16 protein-coding genes and 1 pseudogene are annotated in these 20,398 nt (G+C 51.6%); 2 read left to right on the forward strand and 15 right to left on the reverse strand.

Annotation, left to right across the window (positions count from 1 at the left end; genetic code table 11):
* The 12 genes and pseudogenes from J7E85_RS29675 to J7E85_RS29730 all read right to left on the reverse strand — a co-directional run bounded on the left by J7E85_RS29675 (position 1) and on the right by J7E85_RS29730 (position 14,666).
* Positions 1-738, reverse strand: a complete 738-nt coding sequence (locus J7E85_RS29675) for a glucosamine-6-phosphate deaminase (protein ID WP_215163552.1) — start codon at positions 736-738, stop codon at positions 1-3.
* A gap of 36 nt (positions 739-774) precedes the next feature.
* On the reverse strand, positions 775-2,049 hold the full coding sequence (locus J7E85_RS29680) for a Gfo/Idh/MocA family protein (RefSeq protein WP_215163554.1): 1,275 nt from the start codon (positions 2,047-2,049) through the stop codon (positions 775-777).
* A complete protein-coding gene (locus J7E85_RS29685) occupies positions 2,046-4,238 on the reverse strand; it encodes an alpha/beta hydrolase family protein (protein WP_251036139.1) in 2,193 nt (730 codons plus the stop codon). Before J7E85_RS29685 ends, J7E85_RS29680 begins: the two co-directional genes overlap by 4 nt.
* Positions 4,235-5,476, reverse strand: a complete 1,242-nt coding sequence (locus J7E85_RS29690; protein ID WP_215163555.1) for a Gfo/Idh/MocA family protein — start codon at positions 5,474-5,476, stop codon at positions 4,235-4,237. Before J7E85_RS29690 ends, J7E85_RS29685 begins: the two co-directional genes overlap by 4 nt.
* Positions 5,477-5,492: 16 nt before the next feature.
* Positions 5,493-6,323: a carbohydrate ABC transporter permease gene (locus tag J7E85_RS29695; protein ID WP_215163557.1), complete on the reverse strand. Its 831-nt coding sequence runs from the start codon at positions 6,321-6,323 to the stop codon at positions 5,493-5,495.
* On the reverse strand, positions 6,316-7,197 hold the full coding sequence (locus tag J7E85_RS29700; RefSeq protein ID WP_076322333.1) for a carbohydrate ABC transporter permease: 882 nt from the start codon (positions 7,195-7,197) through the stop codon (positions 6,316-6,318). Before J7E85_RS29700 ends, J7E85_RS29695 begins: the two co-directional genes overlap by 8 nt.
* Positions 7,198-7,277: 80 nt before the next feature.
* Positions 7,278-8,591 carry an ABC transporter substrate-binding protein gene (locus J7E85_RS29705; RefSeq protein WP_215163559.1) on the reverse strand — a complete coding sequence of 438 codons (1,314 nt, stop codon included), beginning with the start codon at positions 8,589-8,591 and terminating at the stop codon, positions 7,278-7,280.
* Positions 8,592-8,917: 326 nt separating this feature from the next.
* Positions 8,918-9,958, reverse strand: a complete 1,041-nt coding sequence (locus J7E85_RS29710) for a LacI family DNA-binding transcriptional regulator (protein WP_215163561.1) — start codon at positions 9,956-9,958, stop codon at positions 8,918-8,920.
* A 248-nt stretch (positions 9,959-10,206) separates the two neighbouring features.
* Positions 10,207-11,428: pseudogene (locus tag J7E85_RS29715) on the reverse strand (asparaginase).
* 344 nt (positions 11,429-11,772) lie between these two features.
* The gene (locus J7E85_RS29720) at positions 11,773-12,588 is read right to left on the reverse strand and encodes an anti-sigma factor (protein ID WP_215163562.1); all 816 of its coding nucleotides are present in this window, start codon (positions 12,586-12,588) and stop codon (positions 11,773-11,775) included.
* A complete protein-coding gene (locus J7E85_RS29725) occupies positions 12,578-13,120 on the reverse strand; it encodes an RNA polymerase sigma factor (protein ID WP_215163564.1) in 543 nt (180 codons plus the stop codon). Before J7E85_RS29725 ends, J7E85_RS29720 begins: the two co-directional genes overlap by 11 nt.
* Positions 13,121-13,274: 154 nt before the next feature.
* Positions 13,275-14,666 (reverse strand): MATE family efflux transporter, encoded by a 1,392-nt coding sequence (locus tag J7E85_RS29730; RefSeq protein WP_215163565.1) that lies wholly within the window; start codon positions 14,664-14,666, stop codon positions 13,275-13,277.
* A 156-nt stretch (positions 14,667-14,822) separates the two neighbouring features.
* Between J7E85_RS29730 and J7E85_RS29735 the strand changes: the two genes are divergently transcribed.
* On the forward strand, positions 14,823-15,692 hold the full coding sequence (locus tag J7E85_RS29735; protein ID WP_215163566.1) for a helix-turn-helix domain-containing protein: 870 nt from the start codon (positions 14,823-14,825) through the stop codon (positions 15,690-15,692).
* Between the two features lie 184 nt (positions 15,693-15,876).
* Positions 15,877-16,029, forward strand: a complete 153-nt coding sequence (locus J7E85_RS29740; RefSeq protein WP_215163567.1) for a hypothetical protein — start codon at positions 15,877-15,879, stop codon at positions 16,027-16,029.
* A gap of 138 nt (positions 16,030-16,167) precedes the next feature.
* Here J7E85_RS29740 and J7E85_RS29745 read toward each other — a convergent pair whose 3' ends face one another.
* The 3 genes from J7E85_RS29745 to J7E85_RS29755 all read right to left on the reverse strand — a co-directional run bounded on the left by J7E85_RS29745 (position 16,168) and on the right by J7E85_RS29755 (position 20,334).
* Positions 16,168-16,722, reverse strand: a complete 555-nt coding sequence (locus J7E85_RS29745; RefSeq protein ID WP_215163569.1) for a hypothetical protein — start codon at positions 16,720-16,722, stop codon at positions 16,168-16,170.
* Between the two features lie 134 nt (positions 16,723-16,856).
* Positions 16,857-18,434 carry a response regulator gene (locus J7E85_RS29750; RefSeq protein ID WP_215163570.1) on the reverse strand — a complete coding sequence of 526 codons (1,578 nt, stop codon included), beginning with the start codon at positions 18,432-18,434 and terminating at the stop codon, positions 16,857-16,859.
* A complete protein-coding gene (locus J7E85_RS29755; RefSeq protein ID WP_215163572.1) occupies positions 18,409-20,334 on the reverse strand; it encodes a cache domain-containing sensor histidine kinase in 1,926 nt (641 codons plus the stop codon). The genes J7E85_RS29750 and J7E85_RS29755 overlap by 26 nt, the downstream gene beginning before the upstream one ends.
* Positions 20,335-20,398 lie beyond the last annotated feature (64 nt).

Below are 20,398 nucleotides of genomic sequence, written 5' to 3' on the forward strand. Positions count from 1 at the left end.
CTACGCCCATTGATAAATCGGCGCTGCCGATGCTTTATCCAGATATAGCATCCAGCTGGGATGCGTCTTCAAGATGGTAGCTGGCACCCGGTTGTCCACCGCGCCTTGAATGGTATTCTGAATGGCAGCCGCTTTGGCCTGATGAGGCACGACCGAGACGATATGGCGGCTCTTCAAAATCTGTTGGACTGTCATCGTTATCGCTTGCTTCGGCACTTCCTCATTCGATGCAAACCAGCCTTCCCTTACCTGCTGGCTCTTGCACGTATCGCTGAGGTTCACGATGGTATAAGGCGACTCATTATCAAAATCGGCCGGCGGATCATTAAAGGCAATATGCGCATTTTCCCCAATGCCGATCAGGGCCAGATCCACAGGAGCCTTGGCAATCTCTTCATTCAACCGCTTCACCGTTTCCTCAGGATCTCCTTCCCCGTCAATGAGCCATGCCTGGCCGACGTTCGCATATTTCAGAAAACGCTCCTTCAAATACTTACGGAAGCTCGCGGGGTGAGATTCCGGCAACGCGATATATTCATCCAAATGGAACATCTCGATTCTTTCCCATTCCATATTCAGCTTCACGAAGTGCGACAAAAACTCAAACTGCGACGCGCCCGTTGACAGGACGATGCGCGCTTTTCCTTTTTCCGCGATCGTGTCGCGGAGAATCGCCTCGCAAGCGCGGGCTGCCTCCAAACCTGCTTGATCCGTATGTTCCAATATGTTCAATTGCATAATGATAATTCCTCCTTGTTGTACAGCGTTGTAAATTTAAGCCAGAACGTCGCTATTCATAAATTCCTCCAGCCTCACCATGCGCTTCTCTACGCGGGAACGCTCGGCGGCAAAGGCCATCAGATGACTCTGTATCGACGCTTGGGCAGAAGTTGAGCTGTTATGCTGCCCCTGGGATCTGACCGACTTCACAAAATCCTCAATTAAGCGCATATCCCCGCCTCCATGTCCTACATGTCCTTCCGGATCGACGAGTTGGATCATTTCCTGCTTGCCGCTGCCAAAACGGCGGATCTCGATCTCGTTGGTTTCCATCGTGGCCCGAATCTCGCCCTCCGTCCCCATAAGCTTGATGGTACGGTTGCATTTCTCCGTGAACGCGCTCATCGTGAACACCGCCGTAATGTCATGCTCGAATTCCATGCTGACGACCTGGTGATCCACGACATCGTTATCGCAATGGTACACGCACCGGCCAAAAGGACCCTCCAACATCGCTTGGTAACGCGCTTCGTAACTCGGATCGTTGCTCGCGGCCTCGCCCTTCCAACCCGCATTCTCGATCAGATACGTATTCGGCGCATAGTACTGGCATTCATGGGATACCGGGCATCCATCCAGGCAGCGCTTCGGCGCGCCAGGCGGAGCTGATTCCGGACGAAAATGCGACAGGTGGCCATAGGAGGCAACGCTCAGGCATTGTCCTCCCGCCAGCCATTGCATAATGTCGAGGTCGTGGCAGGATTTGGCCAAAATCATCGGGCTGGATGACTCGCTGTTATTGAAATATCCCCGCACGTACGAGTGCGCCTGGTGCCAATAGCCGACGTTCTCATTGTGCTGGATCGACATCAGACGACCGATCCGTCCTTCATCAATCAAACGTTTAAGTTCTTGGAAAAAAGGCGCATAACGGAGAACATGGCAAATCGTTAATGTACGGTCGTAATCTTCTGCCTGCCGACCCATATCGATGCATTCCTGCCATTCAGGCGACATGGGCTTTTCCAACAGCACATGGTACCCGGCGGCCAGCGCCTTCATCGTCGGCTCATAATGGTCCCGATCCCTCGTGCAGATGAAGACCGCATCCGATTGACGGGACCCAGCAAAAAGCTCATCCCAGCTCGTAAAACATCTCTCATCCGCTATCCCATACTTCGCTTGGCAGCGGCTTCGCCGCACCTCATCCGGATCGGCAACGGCAACAATCTGCATCTCCCCAGGCCGCTGGAGCGCATAACTGCTATATATCATGCCGCGAAGGCCGGCTCCGACCAGCGTGACCGTTAATGGTTTTGGTTTACTCATGTCCTTCCACTTCCTTTCCATCTAGTTGCCCGCGATATACTCCCCGATTCGTTCAGCTCGGAGGGATCAAGCACCTTCAAAATGCCGGGAAACACAACGCTCATCGCTTCTTCCTCCTCAAGCTGCCGTGCCCTGACCAGATCGGCTGCGCTGCTCAAAGGATGAATGGCCGTGATCGCACCGATTCTTCGATCAATCTCCGCGGCAAGCTGCACGTAAAACCCTTCCCGACCCACGGTATAGAACGGGACCGCTCCCCCCTGCCACTCATCAAAGTGGGAGATGACCTCCATGCACCGGAGGACATCGTACGTGCGCAGCGCAGCCAGACTGTCCCCGAGCCAGATCAAATCATCGGCAAGCTTATGCAGCACGCCAAAATAGGAATGCGCAGGTTTTTCGTACATCGGATAAGGCTCATGAGGACCGACCCCGGACGTATTCAGCACCAGTACGGCCCGGCCGGATTGACAGGTCTCCTGAATCCAGGCCCAGTGATCCTTCAATCGGCGGGTCCCTCCCCGCCAAACCGCAACGGTCAGCGGCTGCTTTCGTTCGGTTATATCCCCGGCCAGTCGGAATACATAACCACTGTTCATGATGCCTTCCTGTGACCACCACAGGCGATAATCAGCCTCAAGGCCCTCCACTGCGCCCAGCCGAATGATGCGCGGGTTCAATTCGCAAGGCTTGCGGGAGGCGTAGATTCTCTCCTGCAGCCACTGCCTTGCTTGATCCTGTCTTTGCTGCGTCGGCAGCAGCGACCGGGCTGCGGCCAGTTGGTCGCAGCAATCGGCATTGAAGTCCCGGATCGATCTTGCACCCACCTGATCCCGGTAAAGCTGACCGCTGGGGCTGCACCACAGTTGTTCCGGCGGAAATGCCTCTATCTTCACTGCATGATTGGCGGCAACCTTCACCTCAAGATGCCGGACGAAAAAAGCCGCCGCCGCCGTGGCCAGCCGGTCCGTATAGCGGTGCGTCGAGGCATCGGTTACAAACTGCAGGTCCCGTGGATGACCCAGCAGCTCCCAGAAGCGCCTGCAGCGATCAACGGTGCGCCGCGTGCCTTCAATCGGGAAGAAATCGTATTCCGCCGCCAGCACGATCAGCGGCTTCGGCGCAAAAGCGATAAGCAGATCCTCATGGTCGTAACCCAGCCCGGACAGACCCGGCCATACCTGCTCGGCATCCTGCACGCCGCCGGCATGCATGTACAGCTGCCGGTTCATGATGAATGTGGCGGGAGCCGCCGCCGCAATGCGTTCATCGCAAACCATCATCATGGCCGTCTGCGTTCCGCCGCCGGAGTTCCCCGTTACGCCGATCCGGGCCGGATCAACATCGGGCCGTTCGCATAAGTAATCGACGGCACGCATGGCATCGTGAACGAAATAGCGGGCTACGCTGTCGCCGAGCATATGACACTGAACGCCGTATTGCTGATGCTCCTTTGTGCCCCATATGACGCTTCCTTCCCGATCTTCGAAATCATGAAGGCTAAGGCGTTCGCCCTGCCCGATCGGATCGATGGCCAGCACGATCATACCCGCCCGGACGAAGTGCTGGATCACGCGCTGATAATAGGCATCATGCTTCGCCCCCAGCTCGTGTCCACTCAGAAACAGGACGGCCGCGGAACGTTCTTCCCGGTGGTCGGGCAGGTACAGATTCGAGGTGACCCAATACCCTGGACTAGACTCGAACACGACCTTCTCCACCTGAAAGCCGGCTCCGCTAACGACACCCGCCGTATATGCATTAAGCAGAGGCTGATGTTTGGCTTGCGCTCCATCATCACCCGTTTCTCCTACTGCCCGCCCGGAACGGAACCTGACGAGCGACGCGCCCTCTGCAGTCCCTTCTGCCTTTGTACTGATTCGCCCTGCCGCCTTGGTCGTGTATACATTCGGCAAAGAAACACCAGGCTGTACCCTCTCCCCGAATGCCGGCCCTTCCTCCCTTCCCGAATTCGCAAACGTATCGGGAAGACCGCCGATGGACCTCAGGAAAGCCCCCCTGATCTCCTCCTGCCGCTTTCTCGCCGCCTCGGGCGTGACAATGGCATCCCGAATGGCATCCCCGGCGGCAAAAGCGGCATCGGAACGTTCAAACACATGCGCCTTCAACTGATCCCTCGTGTCGTATAATGTGCAGATATACTGCTCCAGTTCCTGAACGCTGTTCATCTCGATGAACTCCCGTTGACGAACTTCGGCGAAACGTCCGGAAGCTTCATCGCCCGGCCTTCGGCAATGGAGCGATTGGCTGTGGCGCCAATCAGAAGGGATTCGGCACCTACCGAACTGTCGGCTTGTTGACCTAGAGGATCTTCGATTCCGCCTTCGAACAGCGCCTTGCGCAGCTTCGCATCCCCGCCGCCATGACCGGCGGCCGATGTATTGACCTCGACCACTTCTTCCGTGCCATCGGTTCTGAAGATATGAATCCTGCTCGCTTCCCCTTGCTTCATATCCGCGTTGCTGTATACATTCGAGACCTCGATCCGGCCTTTGCTGCCGTTGATCGCAGCGCGCCAGCCCTCATAAGGGCTATAGGCGACGAGGGAATAGGTCAGCATCGCATTATTGTCATATCGGACATTGACCGACATCGTGTCATAAATGTCGATCCGGCTGTCAAACAGGCACCGGTCCCGGAAATATCCGTCCGCTTCTTCTGCCTGGCGATAGTATTTTTCAAGAAACGGATCCTTTTCGATATCCATATAGAACTCGCACTCGTCTTTCCGATGGCAAGTAAGGCATCGTTCTCCATGATCCTGCCGATCGTCCCCATACACCCGTCTCGTTCCGAAGGCATGGACCTCCACGGGACGGCTGTTCATCCACCAGTTCATGATGTCGAAGTGATGCGTGGACTTGTGAACCAGCAGTCCGCCGCTGTTCTTCATCTCGGCATGCCATCTGCGGAAATAATCCGCGCCATGCCGGCGGTCCAGAAACCACTCCAGATCAATATGGTAGGCATCCCCGATGACCCCTTGCAGCAGCAATTCCTTCACGGTCGCAAAATAAGGCGCAAACCGGAGGTTGAACGTGACCGTCACCCTCTTACCGCTATCCTGCTCCGCTTGCAAAATTTCACGGCATTTATCTTCATCAATCGTCATCGGCTTCTCGCTAATAACATCACAGCCGGCTCTCAAGGCTTGCACGATATAGGTATGGTGCGTGTAATCCGTACTCGCCACAATGACAACATCCGGCTTCACAGCCGCAAGCATGCCGTGGAAATCATCATATACGGGAACTCCCCCGCATTCCTCGCTAAGAAAGCGCGCCCGCACCGGATTGGCATCATACACGCCTTCAAAGGCAACGCTCCCCTTCCAATCGGTTACCATCGGTTTAGCAAACATATACAGCGCTCTTGACCCAGCGCCGACCAGTACGTACTTCTTCATGTCGTAAGTTCCTCCTTCAGCCCTTCATCCCTGTCGAAGCGATACCCTGAACAAATTGCTTCTGCGCGAACAGATAGACGATGACGACTGGAAGCGTCGTAATGACGGCCCCTGCCATCAGCAGCGCTTGGTTGACGTTCTCCGATTTCAGGTAGAGCAAGCCGAGCGGCAATGTATATAATTCCTTGTCTTGCAGGTAAATCAGCGGTCCCAGCGTGTTGTTCCACGCCCCCATGAAAGTGAATACCCCTAGCGCCGCCAGCGCCGGCTTGCACAGCGGCAAATAAATTCTGAAGAATATGCCCGGCGGGCTGCAGCCATCAATCGTAGCCGATTCATACAGCTCTTTAGGCAAAGATTTGATAAACTGATGCATCAGGAAAATACCGAACGCCCCGCCCAGAAAGCTGGGCACGATCAAAGGGAAATACGAATTCAATGCGCCAAATTCCTTCCAGATGAAATAGGTCGGGATCATGGTCACTTGAGACGGAATCATTAAGGTTGCCAGCATGATCATATAGATGAGCCCCCGCAGCCGGAAGGTGAACATCGCAAGTCCAAAAGCCACAAACGCGCAGGAGATCAAGGATCCAACCATCTCGATCGAGACGATGAAAAAACTGTTCAGGGTGTATCGACCGAAGTCGACTTTATTCCATATCGTCACATAGTTATCCCAATTCATCGGATTCGGGATGAGCTGCGGCGGCATCTGCGAGATGGCGCCTACCGTTTTCAGCGATGTGGACAGCATCCATATGAATGGGAACACCATGAATACCGCACCGAAAATCAGTAGCAGGTACATGAGCACCTTAAGTAAGGGGTGAGTAGTCTTAGTCATAATGCACCCACTTCTTCTCAAAATACTTCTGGAACAAGGTGAAGCCTAGAATAATGACAAACAGCAGCCAGGCCGTTGCGGATGCCGGTCCCATTTTGAAGAGCAGGAACGCATCCCGGTACACTAGCAGGTTCGGAACCATGTTCCGTTCCGGAATTCCCGTGGTGATGGAACCGAACAGGCCGAGGAACACATCAAATGCCTGAAACGCCGAGATGGTGGACAGAATCATAACGAGATATACCATCGGCGTTACCATCGGGAACACCACCTTCGTCAGCTGCTTCCAGCCGTTGGCGCCGTCGATTTGCGAGGCTTCCAGCACCTCTTTCGGAACATTTTGCATCCCGGCCAGGATCATGATCATGGATTGACCAACGCCCTTCCATACCTGAACAATCGCGATGCTGGAGACGACCATCAGCCAATTGCTGCTATCTATCCATTTCACAGGATCGAGGCCGATGGATTCCAACACCCAGTTGATGACGCCGTATTGGTAGTTGAACATCCACACCCAGACCACACCGCCGGCGATCCACGGAGTAACGACAGGCAGGAAATAGAACAAGCGGAACAACCCCTTGGCCCGAATGGCCTGATTCAGCATAAAGGCGATCACAAACGCCATGATCGTCTGAATCGGCACGAAGATGAGTGCAAACATAAAGACATTTCGGATGGATACCCAGAATTCATGTTTGTTCAATACGCGTACCCAGTTATCCAGCCCGATCCAGCGCGGCGCGTTAAACAAGTCCCACTCCGTGAAGGAAATATATGTGGAGAATACAATCGGAAATAAGAGGAATACCACGACATTAATGACAAACGGCAATGTGAATATATAGCCCCAGTACCCTTGTTTCTGCATGACACACCTACCTTTCGATAGCGGGAAGAGAGGTGCAACCCGATACGTCGTCAAGACTGCACCGCTCTTATCCCATGAAGCTATTTACTGGAGTCCAGTACGTCCTGAACTTTGGTATGAATATCTTTCACGCCGTCTTCAACCGAGACATTGCCTACCATGATTTCATTCACCACCTGCTGCACCAGAATGCGCCATTCGCTCCAAGTAGCATTTTCATCCAGGGTAACGCCGCCTTCGTTAATGCCGTCCGTGAAAGCCTCTTTGTTCAGCGGTTTGGTTGTGCTGTCCTTCAATTGATCCAGTGCCGACTTCTTCACGGGCAGCGTGGATCCCGTCTTGACGATCATGTCCTGCACTTCATCGCCGAGGTAATATTTCAGGAACTCCCAGGCGGCATCCTTCGATTCCTGCTTCGCTCTGGAGGAGACCAGCCACGTGTTGGCTACCATCGGAACATAACGTTTGCCGTCAACGCCTTTCGGAATTTTGACAACATCCCAGTTCGTATCGGCAAAACTCTCGTTCATATTCACCTGCAAGCTGTATTGGAGGAAGTACATCGCAGCCTTGCCGCTTGCGAATACTTCGAGCTCGCCGCCGTTCGCTTTTAGAAAGTCGATATCCGCAAAATGTCCCTGGTCCAGCCCATCATACAGCTGCTGTAAACCGACTGCAGTCTTGGGATCGTCAAACCGCGATTTCGTCAGGGTATCGTCCAGGGCAGCGCCGCCTGCCTGCTTGATCCAAGGGAACCAGCCGTTGGTTATGGAGAAGGATCCGATAAATCCGAATTGGCTCGTTTTGTCTCCTTCTTTGATCGTCAGCTTCTTGGAGGCCTCAATCAGGTCGTCATAGGTCCAGTCGTCGGTCGGCACTGGCACGCCGGCTTTCTCAAAAACATCCTGGTTATACGCGAGTGCAATCGGGTTAATACCGTGAGGTACACCCCAGATCTTGCCTTCAGGCGTTTTGGCCGAGAACAAGCCATCGATGTATTCGTCTGCCTTCAGATCAGCTTCAATGTAAGAGGATAAATCCTCTGCTACACCGCGCTGTCCGTAGCTAAGTATGGTGGCGTTCTCTTGGAACCAGACGTCCGGCATGGTGTTGCCTGCAATCTGCGTGGCGATCTTGGACGTAAAGTCCCCCCAAGGCGCTTCTTGAATTTCAACGTTGATGTGGGGGTGGGAAGCAATAAAGCCATCGATAATTTCCTTACTCGTCACCTCATAACTGCCGGGAAGCCCAATCTTGAGCGTCACTTTGTCTTTGCTGCCTCCCGGTTCGCCCGGCGGAGTTTCCCCGTCGGTTGACCCTCCGGATGAGGAGCATGCCGTGAAAATCATCATAAACGCCAGCATCAGGGTGAATACCTTTACCTTTTTTGACATTGAAAACCCTCCTTTTTGTTTAAAAAACAGGATTGCGTGTTTTCTGCTCCAGCTCATTCCAAATGTTTAGATTTTATAGTAATCGATTTCTGTAACGAGTATAGCATGTAAGCCCTTTCTTGAATAGAGTTTTCTATGCTCTAATCGATAATTTTTATTGTAAAAGTCTGACTTCAGGCGTCATATAAGGTATTCCAAGTTTTAATAGGCATTGTTTTCCACTTGTTGAATCAGACATGGACAAGTAATTAGTTAGTAATCGATATCTTTTATTGGAAATAAATAAAGCCCGAGCAGTTATGCCCGGGCTTTATACCATCCTATATTCACTTCGTCTCCCGGATATCCCGGACCGATTTTCTTTCCAGCAATTTAGGCTGCAGCATGACGTCAAACATCGGACTGTCGTCGCCCAGCATCATATCCAGCAGCATTTTGCAGGCCATCTTCCCCATCTCGTAATCGGGCTGCTTAATCGTTGTAAGCGGCGGGTGAATCATTTGCCCCACGTCAATGCCGTCAAAGCCCATAACCGACATCTGCTCCGGCACTTGGATATCGCGCTTCGACAATTCGTTGATCACCCCGAAGGCCATCATGTCATTGCATGCAAAAATCGCCGTCGGCTGCGGCGAAGAATGCTCCAGCAATTTCTGCGTGAGCTGCTTGCCCGTATCAAATTCGGTGATTGCATTATATACTTCTTCGGTCTGGGACTCGACCACCAGCGGCTTGAGACCCGCGTCCTTCATCGCCGAAACGTACCCCTGATGGATGCTTCGGCGGCTGGGACGGTCTAGCTTAGAAGTAACGTAACTAATTCGTTCATGCCCCTTTTCCTGCAGATGCTTAGTCGCCAGGTAACCAGCTTTGTGGTAATCGAACTCAATCTGGTTGATGTTATCCTCATCGATTTTCTGATCGATGGCAATGACGTTCAGTCCAAGCTTCATCAACTGCGTCAATTGGCTCTTATCTTTGGAGATCGAGGAAATAATCAAGCCTTTGACCTGTTTCTCCATGATCGTCCTCAAGTATTCATCCTCCAGCGCCGGATCTTGCAGGGAATTGCATACGATAACCGTAAAGCTATTCTGCCGCGCCACCTCTTCAATCCCGAATATGACGGAAGAATAGAATGGATTCACAATAGAAGGAATGATGATTCCGATCGTATTACTGCTATTCTTCTTCAGCTGTTTGCCAAACATATTCGGAATATAATTGGACTCCTTCGCGATTTGCTGGATACGTTCTTTAAGCTCCTTGCTGACAGGATAACTGCTGTTACTCAACACGCGCGAAACCGTCGCCGAAGAAACGTTTGCCATCTTGGCTATATCATGTATCGTGGTCGGCTTCTTCATAGGATCCCTCACTTATAGTAATCGTTTACTATTGTAAATTATACAAATAGCTGACATAGAAAGCAATAAACCGATGAAATTATCCCCATCATTCGGCATACGTTACATGGAACCCTGTTAAAATTATCGATGTTTCACTACTAACGATGAACAAAAAAAGACCGCCAGGGCAATCCTGGCGGCAATATATTGGTGGAAGGAATTTCATCGTTCAGTAGGACTAAGCAGCAGTTAAAACATGACTGAGATTACACTTCAGGCGTGCCGTAGGTTGCGAACCAACCCTTAATGGTATTGAAGTCATCCGTAAAGGACAGGGAGAGCAGCAGCAGAACGCGGGCTTGCTGAGGGCTCAGATTATCACCTGAAATGATGCCTTCACCGCCGCCGTATACGCTGCCGGAGCCTGTACGGGTCGTCGTTACGAACCCCCCCCCCCTTCTCGATAGCTTCCTTGCGGGCCGCGCTCATCTCTCTCGAGATGCCGCCTGCACCGGTGCCGGAAGTGACGATGCCTTTGGCTCCGTCTGCCACCAAGCCTTGGATCGCACCGCCGCCGGCCTCCTGATAGGAGATGGCAATTTCAACCTTCGCCAGGTCCTCTTTCGAGATTTTGCTAAGATCAAATACTGGTTTGCCTTCGCCTTCCGCCTTCATCGCTCGAAGGGGAGCACGGTAGATCCGAATATTCTCATCATCGATATATCCGACTGCGCCCAACATAGGCGTTTCGAACGTGTCGGTACGGTAGTCATTGGTCTTGGTTACGCCGCGCGCCAGATGAATTGTATCATTCAGCATCAGCACCGTGCCGAAGGATTCCGTTCGGCCGCTTCCAGCCAGCTTGATGGCATTGTACAGGTTCGCCTGCGCATCGGAGCCGATCACCGTCCAAGGCCGCATGGAGCCGGTAATGACTACAGGCTTGTCGCTTTGCACCGTCAGATCAAGGAAGTACGCAATCTCTTCCATCGTATCCGTCCCCGTCGTTACAACGACGCTATCATAGACTTCAAGCGCATGGTCTACCGCCTGGGACAAATCATACAGATCCGCCATGGTGTACGCGCTTGATCCGGAATTACCGAACTGGAGCGTGCTGATATCCGCAATCTTGTCCGTATTCGGAAGCTCGCCCACCATATCTTCAATCTTCAGCGTACCCGCCCGATAAGATTGAAAACTGGTGGCATCCGTCGATTGGCCTGCCAAAGTCCCGCCTGTCGCAATGACCAGCACGTTCGGCTTGGTCGATTGCTTAGAAGCTTCCGATAGAGGAGGTACCGTCGTATTCCTTCCCGGCGTTGCAGGAGTCTGTACGGGTGCAGCCGTACTAACCGTTCCTTTCACTTCCGTCACTGTGGCAGCATGTGCCGCATAGGTTCCAAGAGGAGATAAAGAAATAACAAAAGCGGTGAATGCAGCGGTACTCCAGACCGCTAAAGGACGTTTTGACTTTGGTTTCATCATGGCACTCTCCTCAAATGTTATAATATATAACATTAAAATATGTATTCGTTAGAGTCATTCTATTTAATGTTATTTAATATAACAAATCGAACATGTAATAGGAAAAGCGTTTCCAATTAAAGATATCCATCATTATCATTGAATTTATAGCCATTTTCAATAAATTAAAAATAATATATTCCAGAATTAGGGAGCGCTAAATATATTCATTTGACATTAATTACGTTAGGTAAAATTACATGAAGTTATCTACTAACACTTCTAACCGATCTTTAATCACTAAAAAAGGATAGCCCCTCATCATACGATGGGCTACCCTTGTATATATCATGAACTGAAGCTATCTACTCACTGTCAGACTCTGCATTGGTATTGGTCGTAATATGAAATTCTTTCATCATGTTATGGAAGCGTGCGCCGAAGCCCTCGGAGGCCTCCAGGAAATACTGCTGCTTCACGACAAAGCTGCCGCCCTGCCCGTTATCGAACACATAATATCGTACCACCGGATCATCCCACTCTTTGCCGCCGGTACCGCCTACCGCACGCACCTCCCAGCCTTGAATCGGTTCATCCACCAGATTCGCCTCGACCTTCGGATACGCTTGCAGCTCAGCCTGGATCTGCTCTGCAGCGTTCTTCGGATCGATGCCCTCCTGCGAAATTTCCATGAACACTTCCGGATAGCGGTCATCCGTCGGTTTCTCCTTCAATTCAATGCGGTCCACGCCCGATTCATGAACCATCTTAAAGCGGCTCTCGTCAATGTAAATGACGTAATCCGCACCCTCATGCAAGGAATCTACGCTCGTTTCCGGTGTACCTTCAAGCTCCTGCTCGACCGTTTTCTGGGGAGCAAACCATTCCTTCACCTGATCAATAAACGCCTGAACCGGTGCCGTCTGGAAGCTGACGGTCAGCACAATGGCTGCCGCAGCGGCGGTTCCCACAATCCATCCTGCCGCTCTTCGTCCCAAACGGCGGAACCCTTTCGATTCCCGCGGCGCGAAGAGAGTCTCCGATTTCACAGGCCGCTGGGCTTGCTCGCTATGAATCCGCTCTTTAATCGCCATCCAAATCTCGTCTTTATGCCGCATCGCGTCATCCGTACCCTTTTTCAGGCCGTCTGTAATCTCTTGATCCAATGGATCACGTCCCATGCTGATTCCCTCCCCTATTCTGCAGTATCCATTCCTTCAACTTCTTTCGTGCTTTGAACAATCTGGACTTCACTGTGTTGACGTTCAGTTCCATCATGTCCGCAATATCCTTCTCGGCAAAATCATTCAAATATTTCAAGATCACGGGAATCCGGTGCTGGTCATCCAGCCGCTGTACCATCTCATATACCTCGCCATGCCGGTCAAAATCGTAGGTGTCAGTTTCCGAGGGAAGATTCCTCTCCTCCGATATCTCGGAAGGCACCACTCTCGCATGTTTCTTCAAGTACCGATTGCATTCGTTATAGAGAATCCGGTTGAACCACGGGTCAAAGGGTTTGCTCCCATCATAGGCACCGAGGTTTTGGTAAACCCGGATAAATGTTTCCTGGACCACGTCAGCAGCGCTTGCCTGACTTCCGGTTACTGCGGTAGCCGTTCGAATCGCTCGATCCGCGTATAACCGGTAAAGCTCTTCGAACCATTCGTCACTGTATTCCGTCTTTAGTCGTTGTATAAGGTCGTGTACCAAACCGTGCTTTCCTCCTTTCACTTAGCCAATCACTTACAATACCCCGCCATGCGGGTAAAAAGTTTTCGAATGCGTTATTTTTATAGTATGGCAAAAAAAAGGATACCCCGATGCCGCACGGCCGAAGTATCCTTTTTCATATCATAACCCGCCATTATGCTTGCGCCGGCACCGGTTCCATTGACGACCCCTGATGGCTCACCGGCTCGACTAGCTCTGCCTTCCGCAGGTGTTTCTGCCCGCGCCAGCGGAAGAAGGACAGCACGCCCCGCAAATACTCGTCGGCAATCATGCAGGAGTATATGCCAATGAGCCCCCACCCCATATGAATGCCAAGTACATAAGAGAGCACGGTGGCGACCAGCCACATCGAGCCGAGGGAAATGTACATCGTAAATCTGGTGTCTCCGACGGCGTTGAGCGAGTTGCCGAGTGCCATGTTGAGCATTTTGCCAGGCTGGAGAATCAGATTCATGCCCAGGAGCGATGCACCGATCGCAATGATTGTCTTATCGTCCGTAAACAGCCCCAGCAGCTGCTTCCCGAACATATACAGAAGGAAGGCATTGACTACAACATAAACAGCCCCGACGCCCAGCGCGCGATACGCGCTCCGATAAGCCTCCTTGATCCGGCCCGCGCCAAACAGATGCGCGATCTGAATCTGGGCAGCCATCGCAATCGAAGAGCCCAGCAGGAAGCAGAAGGATTCCAGTGTATTCATATACGTGCGCGCAGCCAGCTCGGCAGCGCCCAGCGTTGCAATGAAAGAATAGATGATCAGCTGCGTGAACACCCAGCAAGACATATTGATGCCGAGCGGCCAGCCAATCTTCAGAATTTCGCCGAACAGCGGACGGTTGAACACGCGGAATTCCTTCCATTTGATCCGATATTCAAATGAACGAAGAAATATATACAGCAGTAAGAGCACAGCGAGCAGCCGGCTGACCACCGTCGAGATCGCGACACCGGTAAGTCCCCACTGTGGGAACCCGAAAGCGCCGAAAATAAACCCATAGTTCATAACAACGTGAATGATATTCATTCCGATCGCGACATACATCGGTGCACGCGTATTGCCGGTATTCCGGATGACGGTGCTCATCGTAGCCATCATGGCAATCAGCACCATCCCGCCGCCGACAATGGAGATATACGTTCCGGCAAGCGGAAGCAGATGATCTGGCAGCTGGAGGACCGAAGCGATCGCCTCCGGCATCGCAAACAATATCCCGCTGCACACGAATCCGATGATCGTGGTGACACTCACCGCCATGATGCCGATTGTTCGGGCATCACCCGTCCGATGCGAACCGATCTTCTGAGCGATGAGAATGCCGGCACCGCTGGCAACCGTCATGAACAGCGTTGTCATAGCCTGAAACAGCTGATTGGAGAAGCCAACCACCGCAACCGCATCATCGGAAATCCGGCTGACCATCAATGTATCCACCGCTCCCAGCAAAAATTGCAGGAACAGCTCGATGAATATGGGCCATGCGAGAACCCATAATGTAAATTTGTTTGTGTTTTTATCCAACATTCCAACCTCCACCCATGATGTAAGGGTTAAACACAATTCATGATGAAACGGTCTTTAACCTTCTCAAATTATAGATGGTATACTGAAGTTATAATATCATTTTCCGAACGAAAACTATCAAAATTCAAACCTCGGGAATCACGAAAGGGCTTTCTTATGACAATCCTGAACTTTACCGTTCCGCCGCTGCCGGAATACATCAATAGCGGGCTTACCCGCGCTCCTATTCACAGCGGACATCCCAACCGTAAAAACATCGGTATCTTTGACCTGCTCGTGGTCATGAAGGGGCAGCTCCATGTCACGGAGAATGGCATTCCTTATGAGATCAAACCCGGCATGTTCCTCATCCTGCGTCCCGATACGCATCATTTCGGCACGAAGGGATGTACGGTGGAGACCGATTATTACTGGCTCCATTTCCAGAGCTCCGGGGAGTGGCATGCGGACGAAGCCTGCCAAGCGCCTAGAAGAGAAGAGGCACCGGAGCTGAAGGCGATGACGCCGAACTATTTTTCCGTCAACGTCCCCCAATTTGGCACCCTTCCCCAACCGGAAAAGGCCCTGGAGATCCTGGCTACCATGTCTTCTTTAGTTCAGTACGGTCACCAGGCTAAATTTCTGTGGCGGCAGCAGGTGGTGTTCCAGGAGCTCATCGAACAGCTGGCCGCCGCACTGGATACACCGGTGTCCTCCCCTTCCTCTGCTTGTGCCGAGCGGGCCGCGGCGTATCTGCGGAAGCATTACCGTGAGGAGTTCAAGGTGCAGGAGTTGGGCGAACGCATTAACTTCCACCCTGTTTATATCGCACGCTGCATGCAGAAGGAATTCGGCTGTTCACCTGTTGAATATTTGCAGCGCTACCGGATCGAGCAGGCCAAAATGCTCCTCATGCAGACGGATTTCAGCATCAGCCGAGTCGCTGAAGAGGTCGGTTTCAATCATGCAGCGTACTTTACCTCCTGTTTCTCGAAGCAGGAAGGGATCTCGCCGCGCAAATACAGGCAGCGATTCTTCATGAATTAATTCATTTTTACGCAAAAATCTAAGAAAGTGACTTGCAACCTGTGCGGGAACTCTTTATAATGAGAATTAGCCATATGATAATGATTATCATTACCGGACAAGTGAGAACGTGTTGAGAATGGACGTTTGAGTTCCTACACGCTTCGCTTGGAGAGTTTATATATAAAGGAGAGCCAATTGACTTATGAAGACGACTTCCCGCCGCTGTTCACTGCAAATCGATGATTATCTGGACCTGCTGAACCTCGCGATCCAGCTTGGAGATGTGAAATGGCAGAAAGAAATCACCCGCAAAATGGAAATGACGCTGCCCACATTAGAGACCGCAGCTCAATAAATAACATGGGGATTACATAATCCTGCATATAGAAAAGACACCCGATCGCGAATTCCAGGCATGTCCCAGGAAAGCCGATCCGGTGTCTTTTTTTCTGTCATCCATATCGTTCTTCTCTGGATCCTTGAATTCTCTAAATTACTTCTTCGTAGTAAAACCATCCAGATCCTGCTTTAACCGGTTGTTAAGCGCTACCAATTCGCCGTAATCGGAGATGTCCAGGTTGACTTCGCCCCCCTCAACCGATTCCGAAACGTAATAGACCTTGTACATCAGAGGAATCAGCGCCTCCGAATCCCGCATAATAATCGCGTATTTCTCGACATCTTCGTCTGAGAAGCGCCCGTTCTCCATATAGTTCTCCCTTATGCTGTCAGACAGAGCCAGGAACTTGGCAGCAATAGGGTTAAGCAGCTGAGAACGGACGGCTTCATCCGCTGTCTTGGAATACGCCTCGATAGCTGCTAGCTTCAGCCGTACTTCGGCAAGGCGCGCTTCATGAAGGGGCATGGACTTCAACTCCAGAATGTCGGTGTAATGACTCCATATTTGAAATAGAGATGTGCCCAATATGCTTTGCAAGGTCATTTTTGTCCCCTGTTCGATCTTCTTCTGATGTTCAATCAGAAACACGGTGCACACCAGCACCAATACTACCATCCATACCCAGATCCATTTCGCTGCATTCGACATAACGCACCTCCGACTTTTCTATTTTACCATATTAAGGATAAATCGAGATGCGATCTATCGTCGCCAGCGCAAAAAATAAAATCGATCCCGCCAATTCAAGATATGCGGCGGGACCATGCCAAACGTTAGCCGGACTATTCCTGCTGCAATCCCGCACCCGTTTGTACCTTGATCCGGTATTCATGCGGCGAGATCCCTTCCAGCTCTTTGAATACGCGCGAGAATTGCTTGGTGTTCTCGAAGCCGACCGCTTTGCCAATGTCGGCAAGCTTCATGGCACAATCCTGGAGCAGGTCCTTGGCCTTTGTAATCCGCAGCTTCTTAAGATATACCACAAAGTTCTCACCCGTATGGGCCTTGAACGCTTCACTGAAATAAGAATAATTCAAAGACACATAATTGCTGACCATCGCCATGTTCAGCGGCCTGTGATAATTCTCCTCCATGTAACTCACCGCTGCCTTGATCTCGGAATGCTCACTATGGGCGGAACGAATCCCTTTAACATATTCATTCACGTGCAGCAGCAAATGCTCCAGATTTCTGAAATAGGTGTGAAAATGACGGTAATTGTCCATCGTCCCTACCTTTCGGTACAGTTTCAACACTTCCACCATAGATTCCCCGTACACACGGAACACCTCATCCAGCACCTGCTCATTGATCCGCTTGCTGACAAACTCCAAATAATCGATGGCCACATGCGGCATATCTCCGATATGGAAAATATCCAGCAGCAGCGCCTGGATCTCCCGCTCCCGCTCCGTGCCGAGCATGTTGCCCAGCTTGCGGATGCTCTCTTCCGGCACCGGATACGTGCGCAGTTCTCCCTGAATATCATCATGGCTCATCAGCTTGACGTTGGGATGGATGAACGTATAGCTCAGAGCGGTCAGCGCCTGAATGTAACCGATGCGGATATCTTCGATCCGGAAGCCTTCCCGGCTAATGCCAACGAAGAGCCCGTCCATCTCCCGCTCGGTAAACTGCCGTGCCAACTTCTCGAATTGCCCGTCCGGACTGCCGATGAGCACGACCCTCCCCTTGCTGTCCAGAAAGCAAGCGTTGATCCGTCCTTCCACTGAAGCCCTCATGTTATCAATCAATTGCTTCAGCTCATCCTTATTCATGGAATTGCCGTCTTCGTACTTGTATTTCATCACCGCTACCCGGAATGGCTTCACGAATGATTCAAACCCGATTTCGTTCGCGGCAGCCTCCATGTCCATCCCTTGGGGCAGCTCCAGCAGCTCCTTCAGCCGATGGGTCTGCAGCTGCTGAAGATATACTTCACTGGCGGCCACCTGGTTGTGCACTTCCGCTTGCCGGATCAAGGCTTCTTCTGTCTTTCGGAGAGCAGCGAACAGCTCATCCCGTCGAATTGGCTTAAGCAGGTACTCCTTCACCTGGTAGCGGATTGCCGCCTTCGCATATTCAAAATCGTCATATCCGCTCAGGATCAGAACGACAGGTTTAACACCCGTTGTTTCTTCCAGTTCAGCAAGCGCCTCAATGAGGTGTATCCCGTCCATGACCGGCATCCGGATGTCTGTAATGACGATATTGGCCGGTTCTTCACGGAAAGAATCCAGCGCTTCCTGCCCCTGGGCAGCCAAGCGGATCTCGTACTGATCCGGGAATTCCCGTTCAACCATCGTTTTCAGTCCATACCGGATATTCTTCTCATCATCCACGATCATCAGACTTCTCATGTCCACTGCCTCCTCCTGTTAACAGAACCTTAGGGAATGTCATGGTCACCTGCGTGAACTTCCCCTCTTCGCTCTTCACTTCGATTCCATATTCATTCCCGTAGAACAACCGAATTCGCTGGTGCACATTCCGAAGTCCGATTCCTCCAGCCTGCACTCCACCTCGCCCGTAATCTACGGAGGGGAGTTCCTCGTTGTTCGCCGTTCGCAGAATCTCGCTCAGCCTGCCCAACCGATAAGGCTCCATCCCGATGCCGTTATCCGTGACGTTAATCGTGATCCGGTTCTCTTCCCAGGCAATAGCATCGATCTTGATCCGCTTCTCCTGATCCGGGAACTCGGGCCAGGCATGCTTAACGGCATTTTCCACGATGGGCTGCAGCGACATTTTCAATACCTCGAGCTCCATGAATTCGGACGGAATGTTAAGTTCAAGCCGGATCGGCTCATCAAACCGGATATTCATGACATCAATATAATTGCGGATATGGCGAATTTCATCCTTCAGTTTGACGTACTCCCCCGACCATTTGAAATTATAGCGCATCATCCCGCCAAGGGAGGTCAGTGCGTCTGAAATCGTCCGCTGCCCCTCGATTTCGGCCAGCATCTTAATATTTTCCAGCGTATTGTATAGGAAATGAGAGTCAATCTGGCTGTGCAGCGTTCGCAGCTCCGCTTCCTTGGTCACCGCTTGCTTGCGTACACCCTGGGCAATCAGTTCATTGATGGTGCGGATCAATTTGTTAAAATGATGAGCCAACTCTCCCACCTCGCCGCCGCCCTGGATGGCAATCGTCGCGGTCACTTCACCCTTGCGGACTCTCTTCATCGTCTCCGTTAAACGGCGTAAACTCTTCAGGATAATAGAATTCAGGTAATACGTAATGATCGACAGCAGAAAAATCAATACGATGTTCGCCGCGATAATCTGCCCCTGGGCTTTGGATACGTTACTTAGCGCCCCTTCCAGTGAAACGACATTCAGCACATGGGCATGAAGCCGTTCCATCGGTGTCGCAATCAGCAAGAACGAGGAGCCGTTTAAACTGAACCGGGCATGTACAGTTTCCTCGGAGTCACCCGCCTTCTGCTTCAGATTGGCGAATTGGATCGCCACCTCATCTCGGAGTCCCTCGTGACTGGTCATAAACCATTGGCTTCTGTCCATGAACAGCTGTCCTTCCTGATCGACAATAACCATCTGTGAGCTTTCATCCACGATGCCGGCAAAGGTCTTCGGAGCAAAGTGCTTGAGCAGCATATCCACCTGGATCACGCCACGGTAACTCCCGCTATGAACTTGGCGAATCAAGGACACCTTCGGCAGCTCCTCCGACACGTCCGCTGCGTAACGCTGCAGAATATCGGGATCGCTGTAGTTGAACACCCATAACTCTCCACCATCCAAATCCTTGACTTTAGGGAACCACGGCTCGCTTGCGATTCGTTTCTCCTGGAAAATGATCGGCCACATTTCTGTTACGTTCGAATTATTCGTATATAACCGAAGGTGCGTGATATTCGGATTGTTGGTTTGGATCCGTTGGATATCCTTGAAGGGCCCCCAAGCCAAATCGATTAACCACGCCGGCTCGGGATCTTCATTGATCCGGAGATAATCCTTGATCCCGTCATCCGAAATTGCCAGCTGTGCGGCCATCTCAATCGCCTCAATCTGGTTCAGCATGTTCATCTTCTCAATTTCTAACAGGAACGAGTTCTGGTTGAGCGCATCGCTGATATAGGTATCGCGGATCTGCTTGAAAAAATAGTTCGATACGATAATGCTCGGAATGAGCAAAATCAAGATATACGCAGCAACCAAACGACTCTGCATCGACCTGCGGCCAAACCAATAAGTAAACGATTGAATAAGCGATCTTATTCGTGTCATCATGACTGTCACTTCCCGTTTTCTATGTATGACCGCAGCCGAGCCATGAATGGTAAGGCGGCATCAG

The sequence above is a fragment of the Paenibacillus sp. ISL-20 genome, assembly GCF_018613005.1.
Lineage (GTDB): Bacteria > Bacillota > Bacilli > Paenibacillales > Paenibacillaceae > Paenibacillus_AQ.

Excerpts from the sequence above, each read along its gene's own strand:
- J7E85_RS29675 (WP_215163552.1), bottom strand. The coding sequence starts at position 738 with ATGCAATTGAACATATTGGAACATACGGATCAAGCAGGTTTGGAGGCA.
- J7E85_RS29680 (WP_215163554.1), bottom strand. The coding sequence starts at position 2,049 with ATGAGTAAACCAAAACCATTAACGGTCACGCTGGTCGGAGCCGGCCTT.
- J7E85_RS29685 (WP_251036139.1), bottom strand. The coding sequence starts at position 4,238 with ATGAACAGCGTTCAGGAACTGGAGCAGTATATCTGCACATTATACGAC.
- J7E85_RS29690 (WP_215163555.1), bottom strand. The coding sequence starts at position 5,476 with ATGAAGAAGTACGTACTGGTCGGCGCTGGGTCAAGAGCGCTGTATATG.
- J7E85_RS29695 (WP_215163557.1), bottom strand. The coding sequence starts at position 6,323 with ATGACTAAGACTACTCACCCCTTACTTAAGGTGCTCATGTACCTGCTA.
- J7E85_RS29700 (WP_076322333.1), bottom strand. The coding sequence starts at position 7,197 with ATGCAGAAACAAGGGTACTGGGGCTATATATTCACATTGCCGTTTGTC.
- J7E85_RS29705 (WP_215163559.1), bottom strand. The coding sequence starts at position 8,591 with ATGTCAAAAAAGGTAAAGGTATTCACCCTGATGCTGGCGTTTATGATG.
- J7E85_RS29710 (WP_215163561.1), bottom strand. The coding sequence starts at position 9,958 with ATGAAGAAGCCGACCACGATACATGATATAGCCAAGATGGCAAACGTT.
- J7E85_RS29720 (WP_215163562.1), bottom strand. The coding sequence starts at position 12,588 with ATGGGACGTGATCCATTGGATCAAGAGATTACAGACGGCCTGAAAAAG.
- J7E85_RS29730 (WP_215163565.1), bottom strand. The coding sequence starts at position 14,666 with ATGTTGGATAAAAACACAAACAAATTTACATTATGGGTTCTCGCATGG.
- J7E85_RS29735 (WP_215163566.1), top strand. The coding sequence starts at position 14,823 with ATGACAATCCTGAACTTTACCGTTCCGCCGCTGCCGGAATACATCAAT.
- J7E85_RS29740 (WP_215163567.1), top strand. The coding sequence starts at position 15,877 with ATGAAGACGACTTCCCGCCGCTGTTCACTGCAAATCGATGATTATCTG.
- J7E85_RS29745 (WP_215163569.1), bottom strand. The coding sequence starts at position 16,722 with ATGTCGAATGCAGCGAAATGGATCTGGGTATGGATGGTAGTATTGGTG.
- J7E85_RS29750 (WP_215163570.1), bottom strand. The coding sequence starts at position 18,434 with ATGAGAAGTCTGATGATCGTGGATGATGAGAAGAATATCCGGTATGGA.
- J7E85_RS29755 (WP_215163572.1), bottom strand. The coding sequence starts at position 20,334 with ATGATGACACGAATAAGATCGCTTATTCAATCGTTTACTTATTGGTTT.